At 67.3% G+C, this 12,666-nt stretch carries 10 protein-coding genes and 1 pseudogene; 6 read left to right on the top strand and 5 right to left on the bottom strand.

Annotated features, from left to right (window positions below; translation table 11 throughout):
• Positions 1-6: 6 nt before the first annotated feature.
• The 6 genes from A5681_RS14650 (at position 7) to A5681_RS14625 (ending at position 7,228) form a co-directional block, all read left to right on the top strand.
• On the top strand, positions 7-1,347 hold the full coding sequence (locus tag A5681_RS14650; RefSeq protein WP_067275821.1) for a PPE family protein: 1,341 nt from the start codon (positions 7-9) through the stop codon (positions 1,345-1,347).
• Positions 1,348-1,443: 96 nt separating this feature from the next.
• Positions 1,444-1,797, top strand: a complete 354-nt coding sequence (locus A5681_RS14645) for a DUF732 domain-containing protein (protein WP_067275819.1) — start codon at positions 1,444-1,446, stop codon at positions 1,795-1,797.
• A gap of 104 nt (positions 1,798-1,901) precedes the next feature.
• Positions 1,902-2,864: a PPE family protein gene (locus A5681_RS14640; protein WP_067275816.1), complete on the top strand. Its 963-nt coding sequence runs from the start codon at positions 1,902-1,904 to the stop codon at positions 2,862-2,864.
• Positions 2,865-3,034: 170 nt separating this feature from the next.
• The gene (locus tag A5681_RS14635) at positions 3,035-4,423 is read left to right on the top strand and encodes a WS/DGAT/MGAT family O-acyltransferase (RefSeq protein WP_067275812.1); all 1,389 of its coding nucleotides are present in this window, start codon (positions 3,035-3,037) and stop codon (positions 4,421-4,423) included.
• A gap of 358 nt (positions 4,424-4,781) precedes the next feature.
• Positions 4,782-5,960, top strand: coding sequence for a 3-hydroxy-9,10-secoandrosta-1,3,5(10)-triene-9,17-dione monooxygenase oxygenase subunit (gene hsaA / locus A5681_RS14630; protein ID WP_067275810.1), 1,179 nt, complete (start codon positions 4,782-4,784; stop codon positions 5,958-5,960).
• Positions 5,961-5,977: 17 nt separating this feature from the next.
• Positions 5,978-7,228, top strand: a complete 1,251-nt coding sequence (locus A5681_RS14625; protein WP_067275807.1) for a cytochrome P450 — start codon at positions 5,978-5,980, stop codon at positions 7,226-7,228.
• Positions 7,229-7,231: 3 nt separating this feature from the next.
• Here A5681_RS14625 and A5681_RS14620 read toward each other — a convergent pair whose 3' ends face one another.
• The 5 genes and pseudogenes from A5681_RS14620 to A5681_RS14600 all read right to left on the bottom strand — a co-directional run bounded on the left by A5681_RS14620 (position 7,232) and on the right by A5681_RS14600 (position 12,651).
• A complete protein-coding gene (locus A5681_RS14620) occupies positions 7,232-8,377 on the bottom strand; it encodes a Rieske 2Fe-2S domain-containing protein (RefSeq protein ID WP_067275804.1) in 1,146 nt (381 codons plus the stop codon).
• A 192-nt stretch (positions 8,378-8,569) separates the two neighbouring features.
• Positions 8,570-8,928, bottom strand: a pseudogene (locus tag A5681_RS14615) (DUF222 domain-containing protein); the annotation flags it as partial.
• A 97-nt stretch (positions 8,929-9,025) separates the two neighbouring features.
• The gene (locus tag A5681_RS14610; RefSeq protein ID WP_067275798.1) at positions 9,026-10,288 is read right to left on the bottom strand and encodes an alpha/beta hydrolase; all 1,263 of its coding nucleotides are present in this window, start codon (positions 10,286-10,288) and stop codon (positions 9,026-9,028) included.
• On the bottom strand, positions 10,288-11,907 hold the full coding sequence (fadD12, locus tag A5681_RS14605) for an acyl-CoA ligase FadD12 (protein ID WP_082968363.1): 1,620 nt from the start codon (positions 11,905-11,907) through the stop codon (positions 10,288-10,290). Before fadD12 ends, A5681_RS14610 begins: the two co-directional genes overlap by 1 nt.
• A gap of 3 nt (positions 11,908-11,910) precedes the next feature.
• On the bottom strand, positions 11,911-12,651 hold the full coding sequence (locus A5681_RS14600; protein WP_156737986.1) for a lysophospholipid acyltransferase family protein: 741 nt from the start codon (positions 12,649-12,651) through the stop codon (positions 11,911-11,913).
• Positions 12,652-12,666: the final 15 nt, after the last annotated feature.

Raw genomic sequence — 12,666 nt, 5'->3', positions numbered from 1 at the left:
GCGGCAATGGTTTTCAGCGATTTCGCAACGCTGCCACCGGAGGTGATCTCCACTCAGGTCTACGCGGGCCCCGGCGCCGGGCCGCTGCTCGCCAGCGCCGCGGCCTGGGACACGCTGGCGGCCGAGTTGCACTCCACCGCCGCCTCTTACGGCGCGGTGATCTCGGACCTGGTCGGCGAGTCGTGGCAGGGCCCGTCGTCGGAGTCGATGGCCGCGGCGGCAGCGCCGTACCTGGCGTGGCTGTCGACGACCGCGGGTCAGGCCGAGCAGACCGCCACCCAGGCCCGGCAAGCGGCCGCCGCGTACGAGGCCGCCCTCGCGGCTACCGTGCCGCCGCAGCTCGTCGCTGCGAACCGCATTGAGTTGGCCGAACTGTTGCAGACGAACCTCCTGGGGCAGAACGACGCGGCGATCGCGGCGACCGAGGACGAATACGCCCAGATGTGGGCCCAAGACGTCGCCGCCATGTTCAGTTACGCCAGCGCGTCGGAGTCGGCCGGCGACCTGACCCCCTTCGAGGAGGCGCCGGCCACGACCAACGACACCGGACCGGCGGCCCAGGCGGCCGCCACCGCCGCGGCGCAGCCGACCTCTCTGTCATCTTGGCTGAAACAGATCGAGGACTACCTCACCTCGCTCACCGGCCAGTACACCAAGTTTTGGCAGGAGCTGATCGGGGGAGTTACGGGGAGCCCGGACGTGGCGCCCCTGTGGGAAACGTTGTATTCCAGCATTTCCCAAATCGGCACGCAGGCGACGTGGACCAACGTCACCAATGCCAGCATCAGCCTTGGCGTCTCCCAGTGGAAGAACTTCTTCGTCTACGCGCCGTGGAGCGCCGCGATGTCGAAAACCGCGCTGGGCGCCGGTCTGGCATCGCCGGGCCACGTTGCGGCCGGGGTCGCGGCCAAGCCGGTGTCGGCGGTGCTGGGTGGCGCGCCGACGGTGGGGAAGCTTTCGGTGCCGCCCGGCTGGGCGGCCGCGGCCCCGGCGATCCGGCTGGCCTCCCTGCCCGGCACCAGCGCGGCCGCGGCCGCGGCGATGGATTTCTCCGGCCTGGTCAACGAGGCGACGTTGGGCAGCCTGGCGGGCGGTGCGCTGGGCGGCCCGGCGGCGCGCGTGGTCAGTTCGACGGGCATCCAGCAGACCCGTGTCGGCACCGGTGAGCGGCGCACGGCGCAGGTCAAGCTCGACCGCATCATCGCGCAACTGCAGGAGATGCCCGACCAAGTTCAGCACTGGAACGTCGACGAGGTCGGCCTCGATGATTTGGTCGCCAAACTCAGGACGACACCGGGCGTGCACGCCGTGCACGTGACGGACGGCGCGGAATCGAAGTCGGGGTAAACGCCACATGCGCAACCGTTTTCGTGACGAGATCGCGAACCCGGCCAAGCGATCGCGAGAAACCACTGCGACGATTCGCGTCGAAGGAGAGGACTGATGAAGCTGCTGTTAGCGCTTATCGGTGTGTCACTGGGCATCGTTGCCGCGGCGCCCGCGCACGCCGTCCCCGGGGAGGACGAGGCGGCGACCGATGAAAACAACGAGGTCTTCATCGCCGACCTGCACAGAGTGGGAATCAGTTTCGCGGACCCGGATCAAGCCGTCGCCGCCGGAAAGGCGGTGTGCGGCCTGATCTCTCGGGGCGTGTCCGGTCTTCAGCTCCTCAACGACCTGCGGGACAATAATCCCGCGCTGACGACCAACGGTGCCGCCCAGTTCGCGACGATATCGGCCAAGTCGTATTGCCCACGGCAACTCGACGCCTCTGCCGGAGCCGGCAAAGGCGGTTGAATCCCAATACGCGGCTCCTAAGCACCCGGGCCCGATCCCTTCACTCCGCAGAGAAAACATCGATGGCGCAACATACTTCACCTAGCACTGGGCTGGAGCCGGTGATGGATTTCGGTGCCCTGCCACCGGAAACCAACTCCGGCCGAATGCATTCGGGACCCGGCGCCGAATCGATGATGGAAGCCGCCCGGGCCTGGAGGGCGCTAGCCGGCAACCTCGGTGACATGGCGCTGAACTACCGGGCGGTGTTGGCCGAGCTGGACTCGACGAAACAGATCGCTTCGGCACGGGCGCTGAACCACGCCGTCGCGGTCCATTCAGCGTGGCTCGAGGCCGCCGCTGCGCAGGCCCGGCAGACGGCCACCCAGGCCGAGGCGGCCGCCAGCGCCTACGGTTTGACACTCGCGGCGGTGGTGGCGCCTCATGTGATCGGTGCCAACCGGCGACGGCGGGTCGGGCTGGCCGCGACGAACTGGCTGGGCCAGCTGAGTCCGGCGATCGCCGACGCCGATGCTGGCTACGATCGGATGTGGGCTCAGGACGCCGCCGCCATGTATGCCTACGCCCGTGCCGCGGCGGGCATCTGGAAGCTGAGACCGTTCAGTTCGCCCCCGGCCCTTCCTCGTCTCCGCGAGGGGGCGCGACAGGGCGCCGCGGCCACCAAACCGTCCCGCAAGTGGCGTCTGCAGGTGGCGCCGGAAGTCATAACGGCTGGCGCTCAAGTGATCTCGGCGATTTCCGAAGCGCTCGACGCGCTCGCCTCCTCGCCTCTAACCTCCTTCGACGTGTCCCTGCTGCCTGTAGCGGCGCCACTGTCCAGGTTGAGTTCGCTGTCGGCGCCGCGTGACCTCGCGCTCAACCGCCTGAACGCCCTCAACAAGTCTGCCGCCCTGGCTAGGGCCACGGCCGCGCACTCGCGGCTGGTGACCGGAGCCGGCGCGGATGACTCGGTGCCCCGTGTGAGCGTCGGCCGCCGCGCAGCGGTTGGGGTCTTGTCGGTTCCCTCGGCGTGGATCCGGTCGATGCCGGGCCCGGCGTGGCCGAGTCCGCAAGCGAGCACCGTCTGATCGAAGCCCGTGAGCTGGCCGCGTGGACCGTCGGCGATTTGCGCCGCAAGGGTTCGGATTCGCAGCGGGTGTCCGGGTGACGGTATGCGATCGTCGACTCAACTGAGCCGGTGGGGGAGTTTGTTTGCTTTTGCTGGTCCCGGCGGGGGTCGGCGGGCTACGGTCGGGGGATGAAACGGCTCTCGAGTGTTGATGCGGCGTTTTGGTCGGCCGAGACGGCTGGCTGGCACATGCATGTGGGCGCGCTCGCGATTTGCGACCCGAAGGACGCACCGGATTACAGCTTCCAGCGGCTGCGGGAACTGATCATCGAACGGCTGCCGGAATTGCCGCAGCTGCGATGGCGGGTCACCGGGGCGCCGCTCGGGCTGGACCGGCCGTGGTTCGTCGAGGACGAGGACCTGGACCCCGATTTCCACATCCGGCACATCGCCGTGCCGGCGCCCGGTGGCCGGCGCGAGCTCGAGGAGCTGGTGGGCCGGTTGATGTCCTACAAGCTGGACCGCGCCCGGCCCCTGTGGGAGATGTGGGTGATCGAGGGTGTCGAGGGCGGCCGGATCGCGTCGCTGACCAAGATGCACCACGCCATCGTCGACGGCGTCTCGGGCGCGGGCCTGGGTGAAATCCTCTTGGACGTCACGCCGGAACCGCGGCCGCCGCAACAGGAAACGGTGGGATCGCTGGTGGGCAACCGGATTCCGGGCATCGAGCGGCGGGCGGTGGGCGCGCTGATCAACGTCGGTGTCAAGACGCCCTTCCGCATCGCCCGGCTGGTGGAGCAGACGGTGCGCCAGCAGATCGCCGCGCTCGGTGTGAGCGGCCGGCCCCCACGCTATTTCGAAGCGCCCAAGACCCGGTTCAACGCGCCCGTGTCGCCGCACCGGCGGATCACCGGCTGCCGGGTGGAGCTGGCCCGGGCCAAGGCCGTCAAGGATGCCTACGGCGTCAAGCTCAACGACGTCGTGCTGGCGCTGGTGGCCGGCGCGGCCCGCGAGTATCTGCAGAAGCGGGGCGAGCTGCCCGGCAAACCGCTGATCGCCCAGATCCCCGTCTCCACCCGCACCGACGAGAACAAGGACGACGTCGGCAACCAGGTGAGCTCGATGACCGTCTCGCTGGCCACCGACGTCGAGGATCCGGCCGAGCGGCTGCGGGCCATCCACGAGAGCACCCAGAACGCCAAGCTGATGGCCAAGGCGTTGTCGGCGCACCAGATCATGGGGCTGACCGAGACCACGCCGCCCGGCCTGTTGCAGCTGGCCGCCCGGGCCTACACGGCCAGTGGCCTGTCGCGAAACCTGGCCCCCATCAACCTCGTTGTGTCCAACGTGCCGGGTCCACCGTTCCCGCTGTACATGGCCGGCGCCAAACTTGATTCGCTGGTGCCGCTCGGGCCGCCCGTGATGGACGTCGCCCTGAACATCACCTGCTTCTCCTATACGGACTACCTCGACTTCGGGTTCGTGACCACGCCCGAGGTGGCCAACGACATCGACGACATGGCCGACCGCATCGAGCCGGCGCTCACCGAACTGGAAAAGGCCGCCGCGCGCGAGTGAGCCGGAAACCACCGAATCGCCGAGGCGTTCGATGATAGCCGTTACGCGAGTCGCGAGACCCGAAGGGGCCGAGGGCAGCGAACACATTCGCAGATCTCGTTGGCGCGCTTGAGTTCTCGATTCCCATCCCAGGTCCGCGGCGCTGCCGATCGAATCCGCGACGACGTCCCCCCGCCCGCCGCACTCGGGCGAGCACAGTTAGGGACTTTTTGCCCTAGCGTCGGCGCCGCGCGGGACGAAAACTAGAACAAGTTACAGTTCGGGTTTTTATTGCGATAAGCAGCGACAACAACAAAATACTGACCAAAATTGCAACGCTCTCTAGTCTGTGGCTAGGTGCGTGATGTGGAGGAAAGCAGTGACGCCCATCCTTGATACCCAGTCCGTCCTGGCCGCCATCGACGATCTGTTGCCCAAGCTGCGGCAGCGGGCACCGGAAACGGAGGAGCTGCGGCGGCTGCCGGACGCCACCGTCAGCGAGCTCCGGGAAATCGGCTTCTTCCGGCTGTTGCAGCCCGCGCAGTGGGGCGGGATGCAGTGCGATCCGACAATCTTTTTCGAGGCCGTCCGGCGCTTGGCCAGTGCGTGCGGGTCTACGGGTTGGGTGGCGTCGATCCTCGGCGTGCACAACTGGCATGCGGCGCAGTTCGACCAGCAAGCCCAACAGGATTTATGGGGCGAGGACCCGAGCGTGCGGATCTCTTCGTCGTACGCCCCGATGGGCGCCGGTCAGGTCGTCGACGGCGGCTATCTGGTCAACGGTTCGTGGAACTGGTCGTCGGGTTGCGACCACGCCACGTGGACGTTCGTCGGCGGCCCGGTGATCAAGGACGGCCAGCCGGTCGACTTCGGCAGCTTCTTGATCCCGATCAGCGATTACCGCATCGACGACGTCTGGCATGTCGTCGGACTGAAGGGCACCGGCAGCAACACGCTGCACATCAATAATGTGTTCGTACCCCGGCACCGGTTCCTGTCCTACAGGTCGATGAACGACCACACCGCCGGCGGGTTGCTGGTCAACACCGATCCCGTCTACAAAATGCCCTGGGGCACTATGCATCCCACCACGATCACCGCCCCTATCGTCGGGATGGCCTACGGCGCCTACGAATCGCACGTCGAGCATCAAGGCCAGCGGGTGCGCGCGGCGTTCGCGGGCGAGAAGTCCAAAGACGACCCCTTCGCCAAGGTGCGCATCGCCGAGGCGGCCAGCGATATCGACGCCGCGTGGCGACAGCTGATCGGCAATGTCGCCGACGAGTACTCGTGCCTGGTGGCGGGCCGGGAGGTCCCGTTCGAGCTGCGGACCCGGGCCCGTCGCGACCAGGTGCGTGCCACGGCGCGCGCCATCGCCTCGATAGACCGCTTGTTCGACGCGTCCGGTGCGACCGCCTTGGCCAATAGCGCACCGCTGCAACGGTTCTGGCGCGACGCACACGCCGGCCGCGTGCACGCCGCCAACGATCCGGAGCGGGCCTACATGATCTTCGGCAACCACGAATTCGGGCTGCCGCCCGGCGACACGATGGTCTGACCCGAGAGGAGCCACCGATGACCTGCCCGCATCTTCCCCCCGGGTTCGATCCGACCGACCCGGACATCTACGCCGAGCGCCTCCCCGTCGAGGAGCTCGCCGAGTTGCGCCACCACGCGCCCATTTGGTGGTGTGACCAGCCGATCGGCAAGGGCGGCTTCAACGACGGCGGCTTCTGGGTGGTGACCAAGCACAAGGACGTCAAGGAGGTGTCGCTGCGCAACGACGTCTTCTCCAGCTGGCTCAACGGCGCCATCCCGCGCTTCGCCGACGACATGAGTCGCGAAGACATCGACCTGCAGCGGTTCGTCTTGCTCAACATGGACCCGCCGCACCACACCCGGCTGCGCAGGATCATCTCGCGCGGGTTCACGCCGCGCGCGATCGGCCGGCTGCGCGACGAGCTCAATGAGCGGGCACAGGCGATCGCCAAGGCGGCCACCGCCGAGACCTCCGGCGACTTCGTCGAGCAGGTCGCGTGCGAACTGCCGCTGCAGGCCATCGCCGGGCTGCTCGGCGTGCCGCAGGAGGACCGCGGCAAGTTGTTCCGCTGGTCCAACGAGATGACCGGCGCCGAGGATCCCGAGTATGCGCATGTCGATCCCAAGGTGTCCTCGGCGGAGGTGCTGGCCTACGCGATGAAAATGGCCGAGGCCAAGGCCGAAAATCCCGGCGACGACATCGTTTCCACGCTGCTTCAGGCGGATATCGACGGCGAGAAACTCTCCGACGACGAGTTCGGGTTTTTCGTGATGATGCTCGCGGTCGCCGGCAACGAGACCACCCGCAATTCGATCACGCAAGGCATGATGGCGTTCGCCGACTTCCCCGACCAGTGGGAGCTGTACAAGAAGGAGCGCCCGGAGACCGCGGCGGACGAGATCGTCCGATGGGCCACCCCCGTGACGGCATTCCAGCGCACCGCCAAGCAGGACACGAGACTTTCGGGGGCGACGATCAAGAAGGGTCAGCGGGTCTTGATGTTCTACCGTTCGGCCAACTTCGACGAGGACGTCTTCACCGATCCGTTCGAGTTCGACATCTTACGAAACCCGAACCCGCACGTCGGATTCGGTGGAACCGGCGAGCACTACTGCATCGGCGCCAACCTGGCCAAGTTGACGATCAACCTGATGTTCAACGCCATCGCCGACCACATGCCCGACCTCACTCCCATCTCGAAGCCGGAGCGGATCCGGTCGGGCTGGCTCAACGGCATCAAGCACTGGCAGGTCGACTACACCGGTGGGTGCCCGGTCGCGCACTGAAGCCTATTGCGGCTGACCGACCTTCGGCCGCAGGTTCTCTTCCACCTCGGTGTGCCAGTGCTTGTTCGCGGCGGTAGTGTCCACCTCGTACTCGAAGCGGTCGGTCATCTGCGGGCTGACGTCGGCGGCATCCACGTAGAACTGTTGATACCAGCGGCGGAGCTGATAGACCGGGCCGTCCTCTTCGACCAGCAACGGGTTTTCGATTCGCGTCTTGTGCTTCCAGATTTCGACGTCCTGCAGGAAGCCCATGCTGACGCCCTCGGTGAACGCCTTGGACAGTTTCTCGGTGGCGGCCTCGTCCATGCCCTCGGGCTTTCGCACGATGATGCCCCACTGCAGCATGAAGGAGTTCTGCGTCACGGGGTAATGGCAGTTGACGAGGATCGAATCGACTTTGTAGCCGCCGTAATTGTTGTGCAGCCAGTTGATCATGAACGACGGGCCGAAGTAGGACGCCTCGGAGTCGAGCGTCTGCTCGCCGGTGTAGTGGGAACCGCCGAGCAGCACATCGGGTCGCCCGACGGTGCGCAGGTATTGCGAAGCGATGTGGCCCTCGAAGACGTTCTTGAAGTACGTCGGGAAGCCATAGTGGATGTAGAAGAAATGCGCCATGTCAACGATGTTGTCGACGATTTCGCGGCAGTTGGAACCCTCGATGAGCTCGCTGCGCCACCGCCAGTCCGTCCACTCGGCGCTAGCGGCCTCGGGGATGTCGGGGATCTGTACTTCCGGGGACGGCAAGTTGCCCTCGTGGTCGTGCCAGACGAACAACAGACCGTTGTGCACCTCGGTGGGCCAGGTGCGTGTGCGTGCCGTTCGCGGTGTGCGCTTGGCGTAGGGCACGTCCTTGCACCTGCCGTCGCCGCCCCACCGCCAGTCGTGAAACGGGCAGGCGACCGTATCGCCCTTGACCATCCCCTGCGACAAGTCCCCGCCCATGTGCCGGCAGTACGCGTCCAGGACCCGCAGATTGTGCTCGGTGTCGGCGAAGACGACGAGCTTGGTGCCGAAGATGTTGACCGGGTGCGGCCGCCCGTCGAGGAAGTCTTTGGCCAACCCCAGGCAGTGCCAGCCGCGAGCAAACCGGGTCGGCAACGTCCCGACGTCGATTTCTCGGACGCCGACCCCAGCGGTATCGATACTCACTTCGTGCCTCCGCTCGCTCCGGGCAGGACTAGAACACGTTATAGTTTCTTCCCGCCGGCTCGAGAAGGATGCAGGCTAAAGCCACTAAGTTTGTGACTTATGACCCTAGTGATGAGCCTTGACGTCAAGCGGGTTCGTCGTCGTCGGTGTGGTGGAGGAATCGTTCGGGGTGGTGGTAGGTGTTGGTGCGGGGCTGGCCGCGGTCGCGCTCAGCAGCGGCGCCAACGGCTCGCCGCTTAACGCCCGCCGTTCACCGAGCTCGGCGGCCTCGGCGATGCGCCGGCCGGCCTCGGCCTTGGTGATCCGCAACCGCTCGGCCAGCCCCACCCGCAGCGAGCCACCCACGTCCTCAGGGCTGGCCTGCGCGTCGAGCTGATTGATCAACGCGTGCTGCGGGGTGCACAGCCGCCGGGCCACGCGCTCTAGGCGCTCCAGGGCCCGCAGCCGCTCCGGGTTGGTCAACACGTCAAAAGACAAGCCGCACAGGCGCTCAGCATGATCGTCGAGCGCGTCGAAACCTCGACGATCTCCTCGCGACTACTGACACCCATGCCTCGAACCCTAGGAACACCCACCGACAAATAAGCCCGCATTGTGACCACAGAAACCAAAATCACACAAGGGATTTGAGCCCCGGCGAACGGCCCGCTAGTCGCGCTCGGGCGGCTTCGTCGCGTACACCCAGGACAGGAACCGGGCGACGGCCTCCGCGGACCGATGCGCCCGCGGGGAGCTGAAGATATCGAAAGCGTGTTGCGCGTTGGGTAATTCGGCGTAGGCAACAGGGGACTTCGACACCGCCCGCAGCTCCTCGATGAACTCCTGGGCCTCGCCGACGGGGATCAGCGAATCGTCGCAGCCGTGCAGGACGAAGAACGGCGGCGCGTCGGCCCGCAGCCGCCGGATCGGCGAGGCGTCGACATAGACGTCGCGGTGCGCGTCGTAATCCCGCTTGACCACGAACTTTTCGAGCAGGGAGACGAATTCGGGCCGGCCCTCGCCCTCGGTGGAGAACCAGTCGTAGCGGCCGTAGATCGGGACGGCGGCCACCACCGACGTGTCGGCGTCCTCGAAGCCCGGCTGGAATTGCGGGTCGTTGGGGGTCAGCGCCGCGAGCGCGCACAGGTGCCCGCCCGCGGAACCGCCGGTGACCGCGACGAACTCGGGGTCACCCCCGTAGTCGGCGATGTTCTCCTTGACCCACGCCAGCGCCCGTTTGACGTCGACAATGTGGTCGGGCCAGGTGTGGCGAGGGGAGACCCGGTAACCGATGGACACGCACACCCAGCCGCGGGCGGCCAGGTGGCTCATCAGCGGGTAGGCCTGCGGCCGGCGCATCCCGATCATCCAGGCGCCGCCCGGAACCTGCAGCAGCACCGGCGCCTTGGCGTCGCGCGGCAGGTCGCGGCGGCGCCAGATGTCGGCGAGGTTGGCGCGGCCGTTCGGGCCGTAGGACACCACGTTCGTCTTCTCGACGTACCGTCGGCGCGCCACGGTGTTGCCCAGCGGCAGGCTGCGCCGCCCACTGCGCGTGGGCTTGGCGTGTGGCAGCTTGCCCAGTGCCTCTTCGTAGTCGTGGCCGAGCTGCTCGCGCAGTCCCGCCTCGAGCACCGGGCCCGGGGTGGTGATGGCGCGGTAGCGGATCACCCCCAGGATGGCCCACGAGGCGGCCGTCATGGCCAGCGCCGCCTTGCCGCGCCGTCCCGCGAAATGGCCGCGCCGCGCGCGCCGCAGCGCGTCCACCAGGGAGGCGGTGAAGTAGACGCCAGGCACCTCCGACGTCGGCCAACCGAACCAGAAGACCAGCACGGTGGTGTAACCCTTGCGGGCCAGGGGCCGTAATCCGTTGGCCGCGTTGGCCAATTCCAGCGCGGCGCGCGCCAACGGCCGGGGGCGTACCAGTCGGCGCATCAGCCGTTGACCCGGGACTGCAGTTCGTTGCGCAAGATCTTGCCGGTGCTGCCGCGGGGGAGTTCGTCGAGGACGGTGATGTCGCGGGGCACCTTGTAGTTGGCCAGGTTCTCCCGGACGTGTTGTTTGAGGGTCTCGGGCGTGGCCTGCGCTCCGGCGCTCAGTACGACGAACGCCGCCAGGCGCTGCCCGTACTGTTCGTCGTCGACGCCGATCACCGCCGCCTCGGCCACGTCGTCGTGGGCCGCCAGGATCTTCTCCACCTCGATCGGGTATACGTTCTCGCCACCGGACACGATCATCTCGTCGTCGCGGCCGACCACGAACAGGCGCCCGGCCTCGTCCAGGTAGCCGACGTCGCCCGATGACATGAATCCGGCGTGGAAGTCCTTCGTGCTGCCGGACGTGTAGCCCTCGAACTGGGTGTCGTTGCGGACGTAGATGGTGCCGACCTCGCCGGTGGGCAGTTCGTTGAATTCGCTGTCCAGGATGCGGATTTCGGTCCCGCCCGCGGGGCGGCCCGCGGTGTCGGGCGCCGCGCGCAGGTCCGCCGGGGCGGCGGTGGCGATCATGCCGGCCTCGGTGGCGTTGTAGTTGTTGTAGATCACGTCGCCGAACTCGTCCATGAAAGCGGTGACCACGTCGGGACGCATCCGCGAGCCGGACGCCGCGGCGAAGCGCAATGACTTGCAGCTGTACCGCTTTCGCACCTCGGGCGGCAGCTCCATGATGCGGTCGAACATCACCGGAACCACCGCCAGGCCGGTCGCCTGATGCCGGTCGATCAGGTCCAGCGTCGCCTCCGGGTCGAACTTGCGCCGGGTCACCACCGTGCACGCCATCGAGGCCGCGAAGATCAGCTGCGAAAAGCCCCAGGCGTGAAACATCGGCGCCACGACCACGATCGTCTCCTCGGCCCGCCACGGCGTGCGGTCCAGGATGGCCTTGAGCGTGCCGATGCCGGCGTTGCCGCCGGTTTGGTTGGCGCCCTTCGGGGTTCCGGTGGTACCGGAGGTGAGCAGGATCATCCTGCCCTTGCGGCCGGAGCGTTCGGGCTGTCGGCCGGCGTGGCCGGTGATGAGCTTCTCGACGGTCAGGTCGTGGTCGCCGTCGGTCCACGCCACGATGCGGGTGGCGTCCGGGTTGTCGGCCAGCGCCCGGTCAACCGTCTCGGTGAACTCCTCGTCGTAGATGACGGCGTCGACGCCTTCGCGGTTGACCACCTCGGCGAGCGCGGGGCCGGCGAACGACGTGTTCAGCAGCACGACGTCGGAGCCGAGCCGGTTGACGGCCACCACGGCTTCGACGAAGCCGCGGTGGTTGCGGCACATGATCCCAACGACCTTGGGTTGGCCGGCGGGCAAGTCCTGCAGCGCCGCGGCGAGGGCGTTGATGCGCTCGTCGAGCTGGCGCCAGGTCAGCGTGCCGAGTTCGTCGATCAGGCCCGGCCGGTCCGGGCAGCGTTGCGCCGCGCTGGCGAAGCCCACGGTCATCCCCAGGCCCTCGCGGCGCATGGCCGAGGCGATCTTCAGGTAGCGGTCGGGTCGCATCGGCGCGATCATGCCGGCGCGCCTCAGGGTGGTGATGACGCCGATGGCTTGCGTGAAAGGAGAGGCCACGGGTCAGCCCAGGATCGGGAAACGTCGCTTGGCGGCCAGGTCCTTGAGGGCCTCCTGCATGACCGACCGCACGTGCTCGTCGACCTCGTCGACATCCGGGTCGTCACCGAACTGCGCGGCGATGTCGATCGGCTCGAGCACCTGCGTGACGATCTTGGTGGGCAGCGGCAGGTTGGGCGGGATCACCGCACTGAAGCCGAACGGGAAGCCGAACGACAGCGGCAGGATGGCGCTGCGCAGCAGGCGCTTGATGCCGAGCCGCTCGGCCAGCCAGGTGCCGCGCGACAGGTAGAGCTGGGTCTCCTGTCCGCCGATGGACACCGCGGGCACGATGGGGACGCCGGCCTCGATCGCCGTCCTGACGTACCCCTTGCGGCCGTTGAAGTCGATGACGTTCTCCGCGAGCGTGGGCCGGTACGCGTCGTAGTCCCCGCCCGGAAAAACGATCACCACCCCGCCGGACCGCAGGGCTTGGGCCGCGTTCTCCCGGTTGGCCCGGATGTATCCGGTGCGCCGGAAGAACTCGCCGGTGGGGCCGGTCATCAGGATGTCGTGGCTCAGCGTGTAGACCGGCCGGTCGTAGCCGAACTTCTCGTAGAAGTGGACGGTGAAGATCGGGACGTCCATGGGGAACATGCCGCCGGAATGGTTGCCGACGACCAGCGCACCACCCGGCGGGAAGGAACCCAGGCCGTGCACCTCCGACCGGAAGTAGGTCCTCATGACCGGGCGCATCACGCCCATCAGGCGCTGGGTCAA

The organism is Mycobacterium scrofulaceum, assembly GCF_001667885.1.
GTDB lineage: Bacteria > Actinomycetota > Actinomycetes > Mycobacteriales > Mycobacteriaceae > Mycobacterium > Mycobacterium scrofulaceum_C.
This window is presented reverse-complemented; position numbering and strand designations above follow the sequence as displayed.

What these genes read in the sequence shown, in the direction of transcription:
- A5681_RS14650 (WP_067275821.1), top strand. Translation starts at nt 7, where the DNA reads ATGGTTTTCAGCGATTTCGCAACGCTGCCACCGGAGGTGATCTCCACT.
- A5681_RS14645 (WP_067275819.1), top strand. Translation starts at nt 1,444, where the DNA reads ATGAAGCTGCTGTTAGCGCTTATCGGTGTGTCACTGGGCATCGTTGCC.
- A5681_RS14640 (WP_067275816.1), top strand. Translation starts at nt 1,902, where the DNA reads ATGGATTTCGGTGCCCTGCCACCGGAAACCAACTCCGGCCGAATGCAT.
- A5681_RS14635 (WP_067275812.1), top strand. Translation starts at nt 3,035, where the DNA reads ATGAAACGGCTCTCGAGTGTTGATGCGGCGTTTTGGTCGGCCGAGACG.
- A5681_RS14625 (WP_067275807.1), top strand. Translation starts at nt 5,978, where the DNA reads ATGACCTGCCCGCATCTTCCCCCCGGGTTCGATCCGACCGACCCGGAC.
- A5681_RS14610 (WP_067275798.1), bottom strand. Translation starts at nt 10,288, where the DNA reads ATGCGCCGACTGGTACGCCCCCGGCCGTTGGCGCGCGCCGCGCTGGAA.
- A5681_RS14600 (WP_156737986.1), bottom strand. Translation starts at nt 12,651, where the DNA reads ATGGGCGTGATGCGCCCGGTCATGAGGACCTACTTCCGGTCGGAGGTG.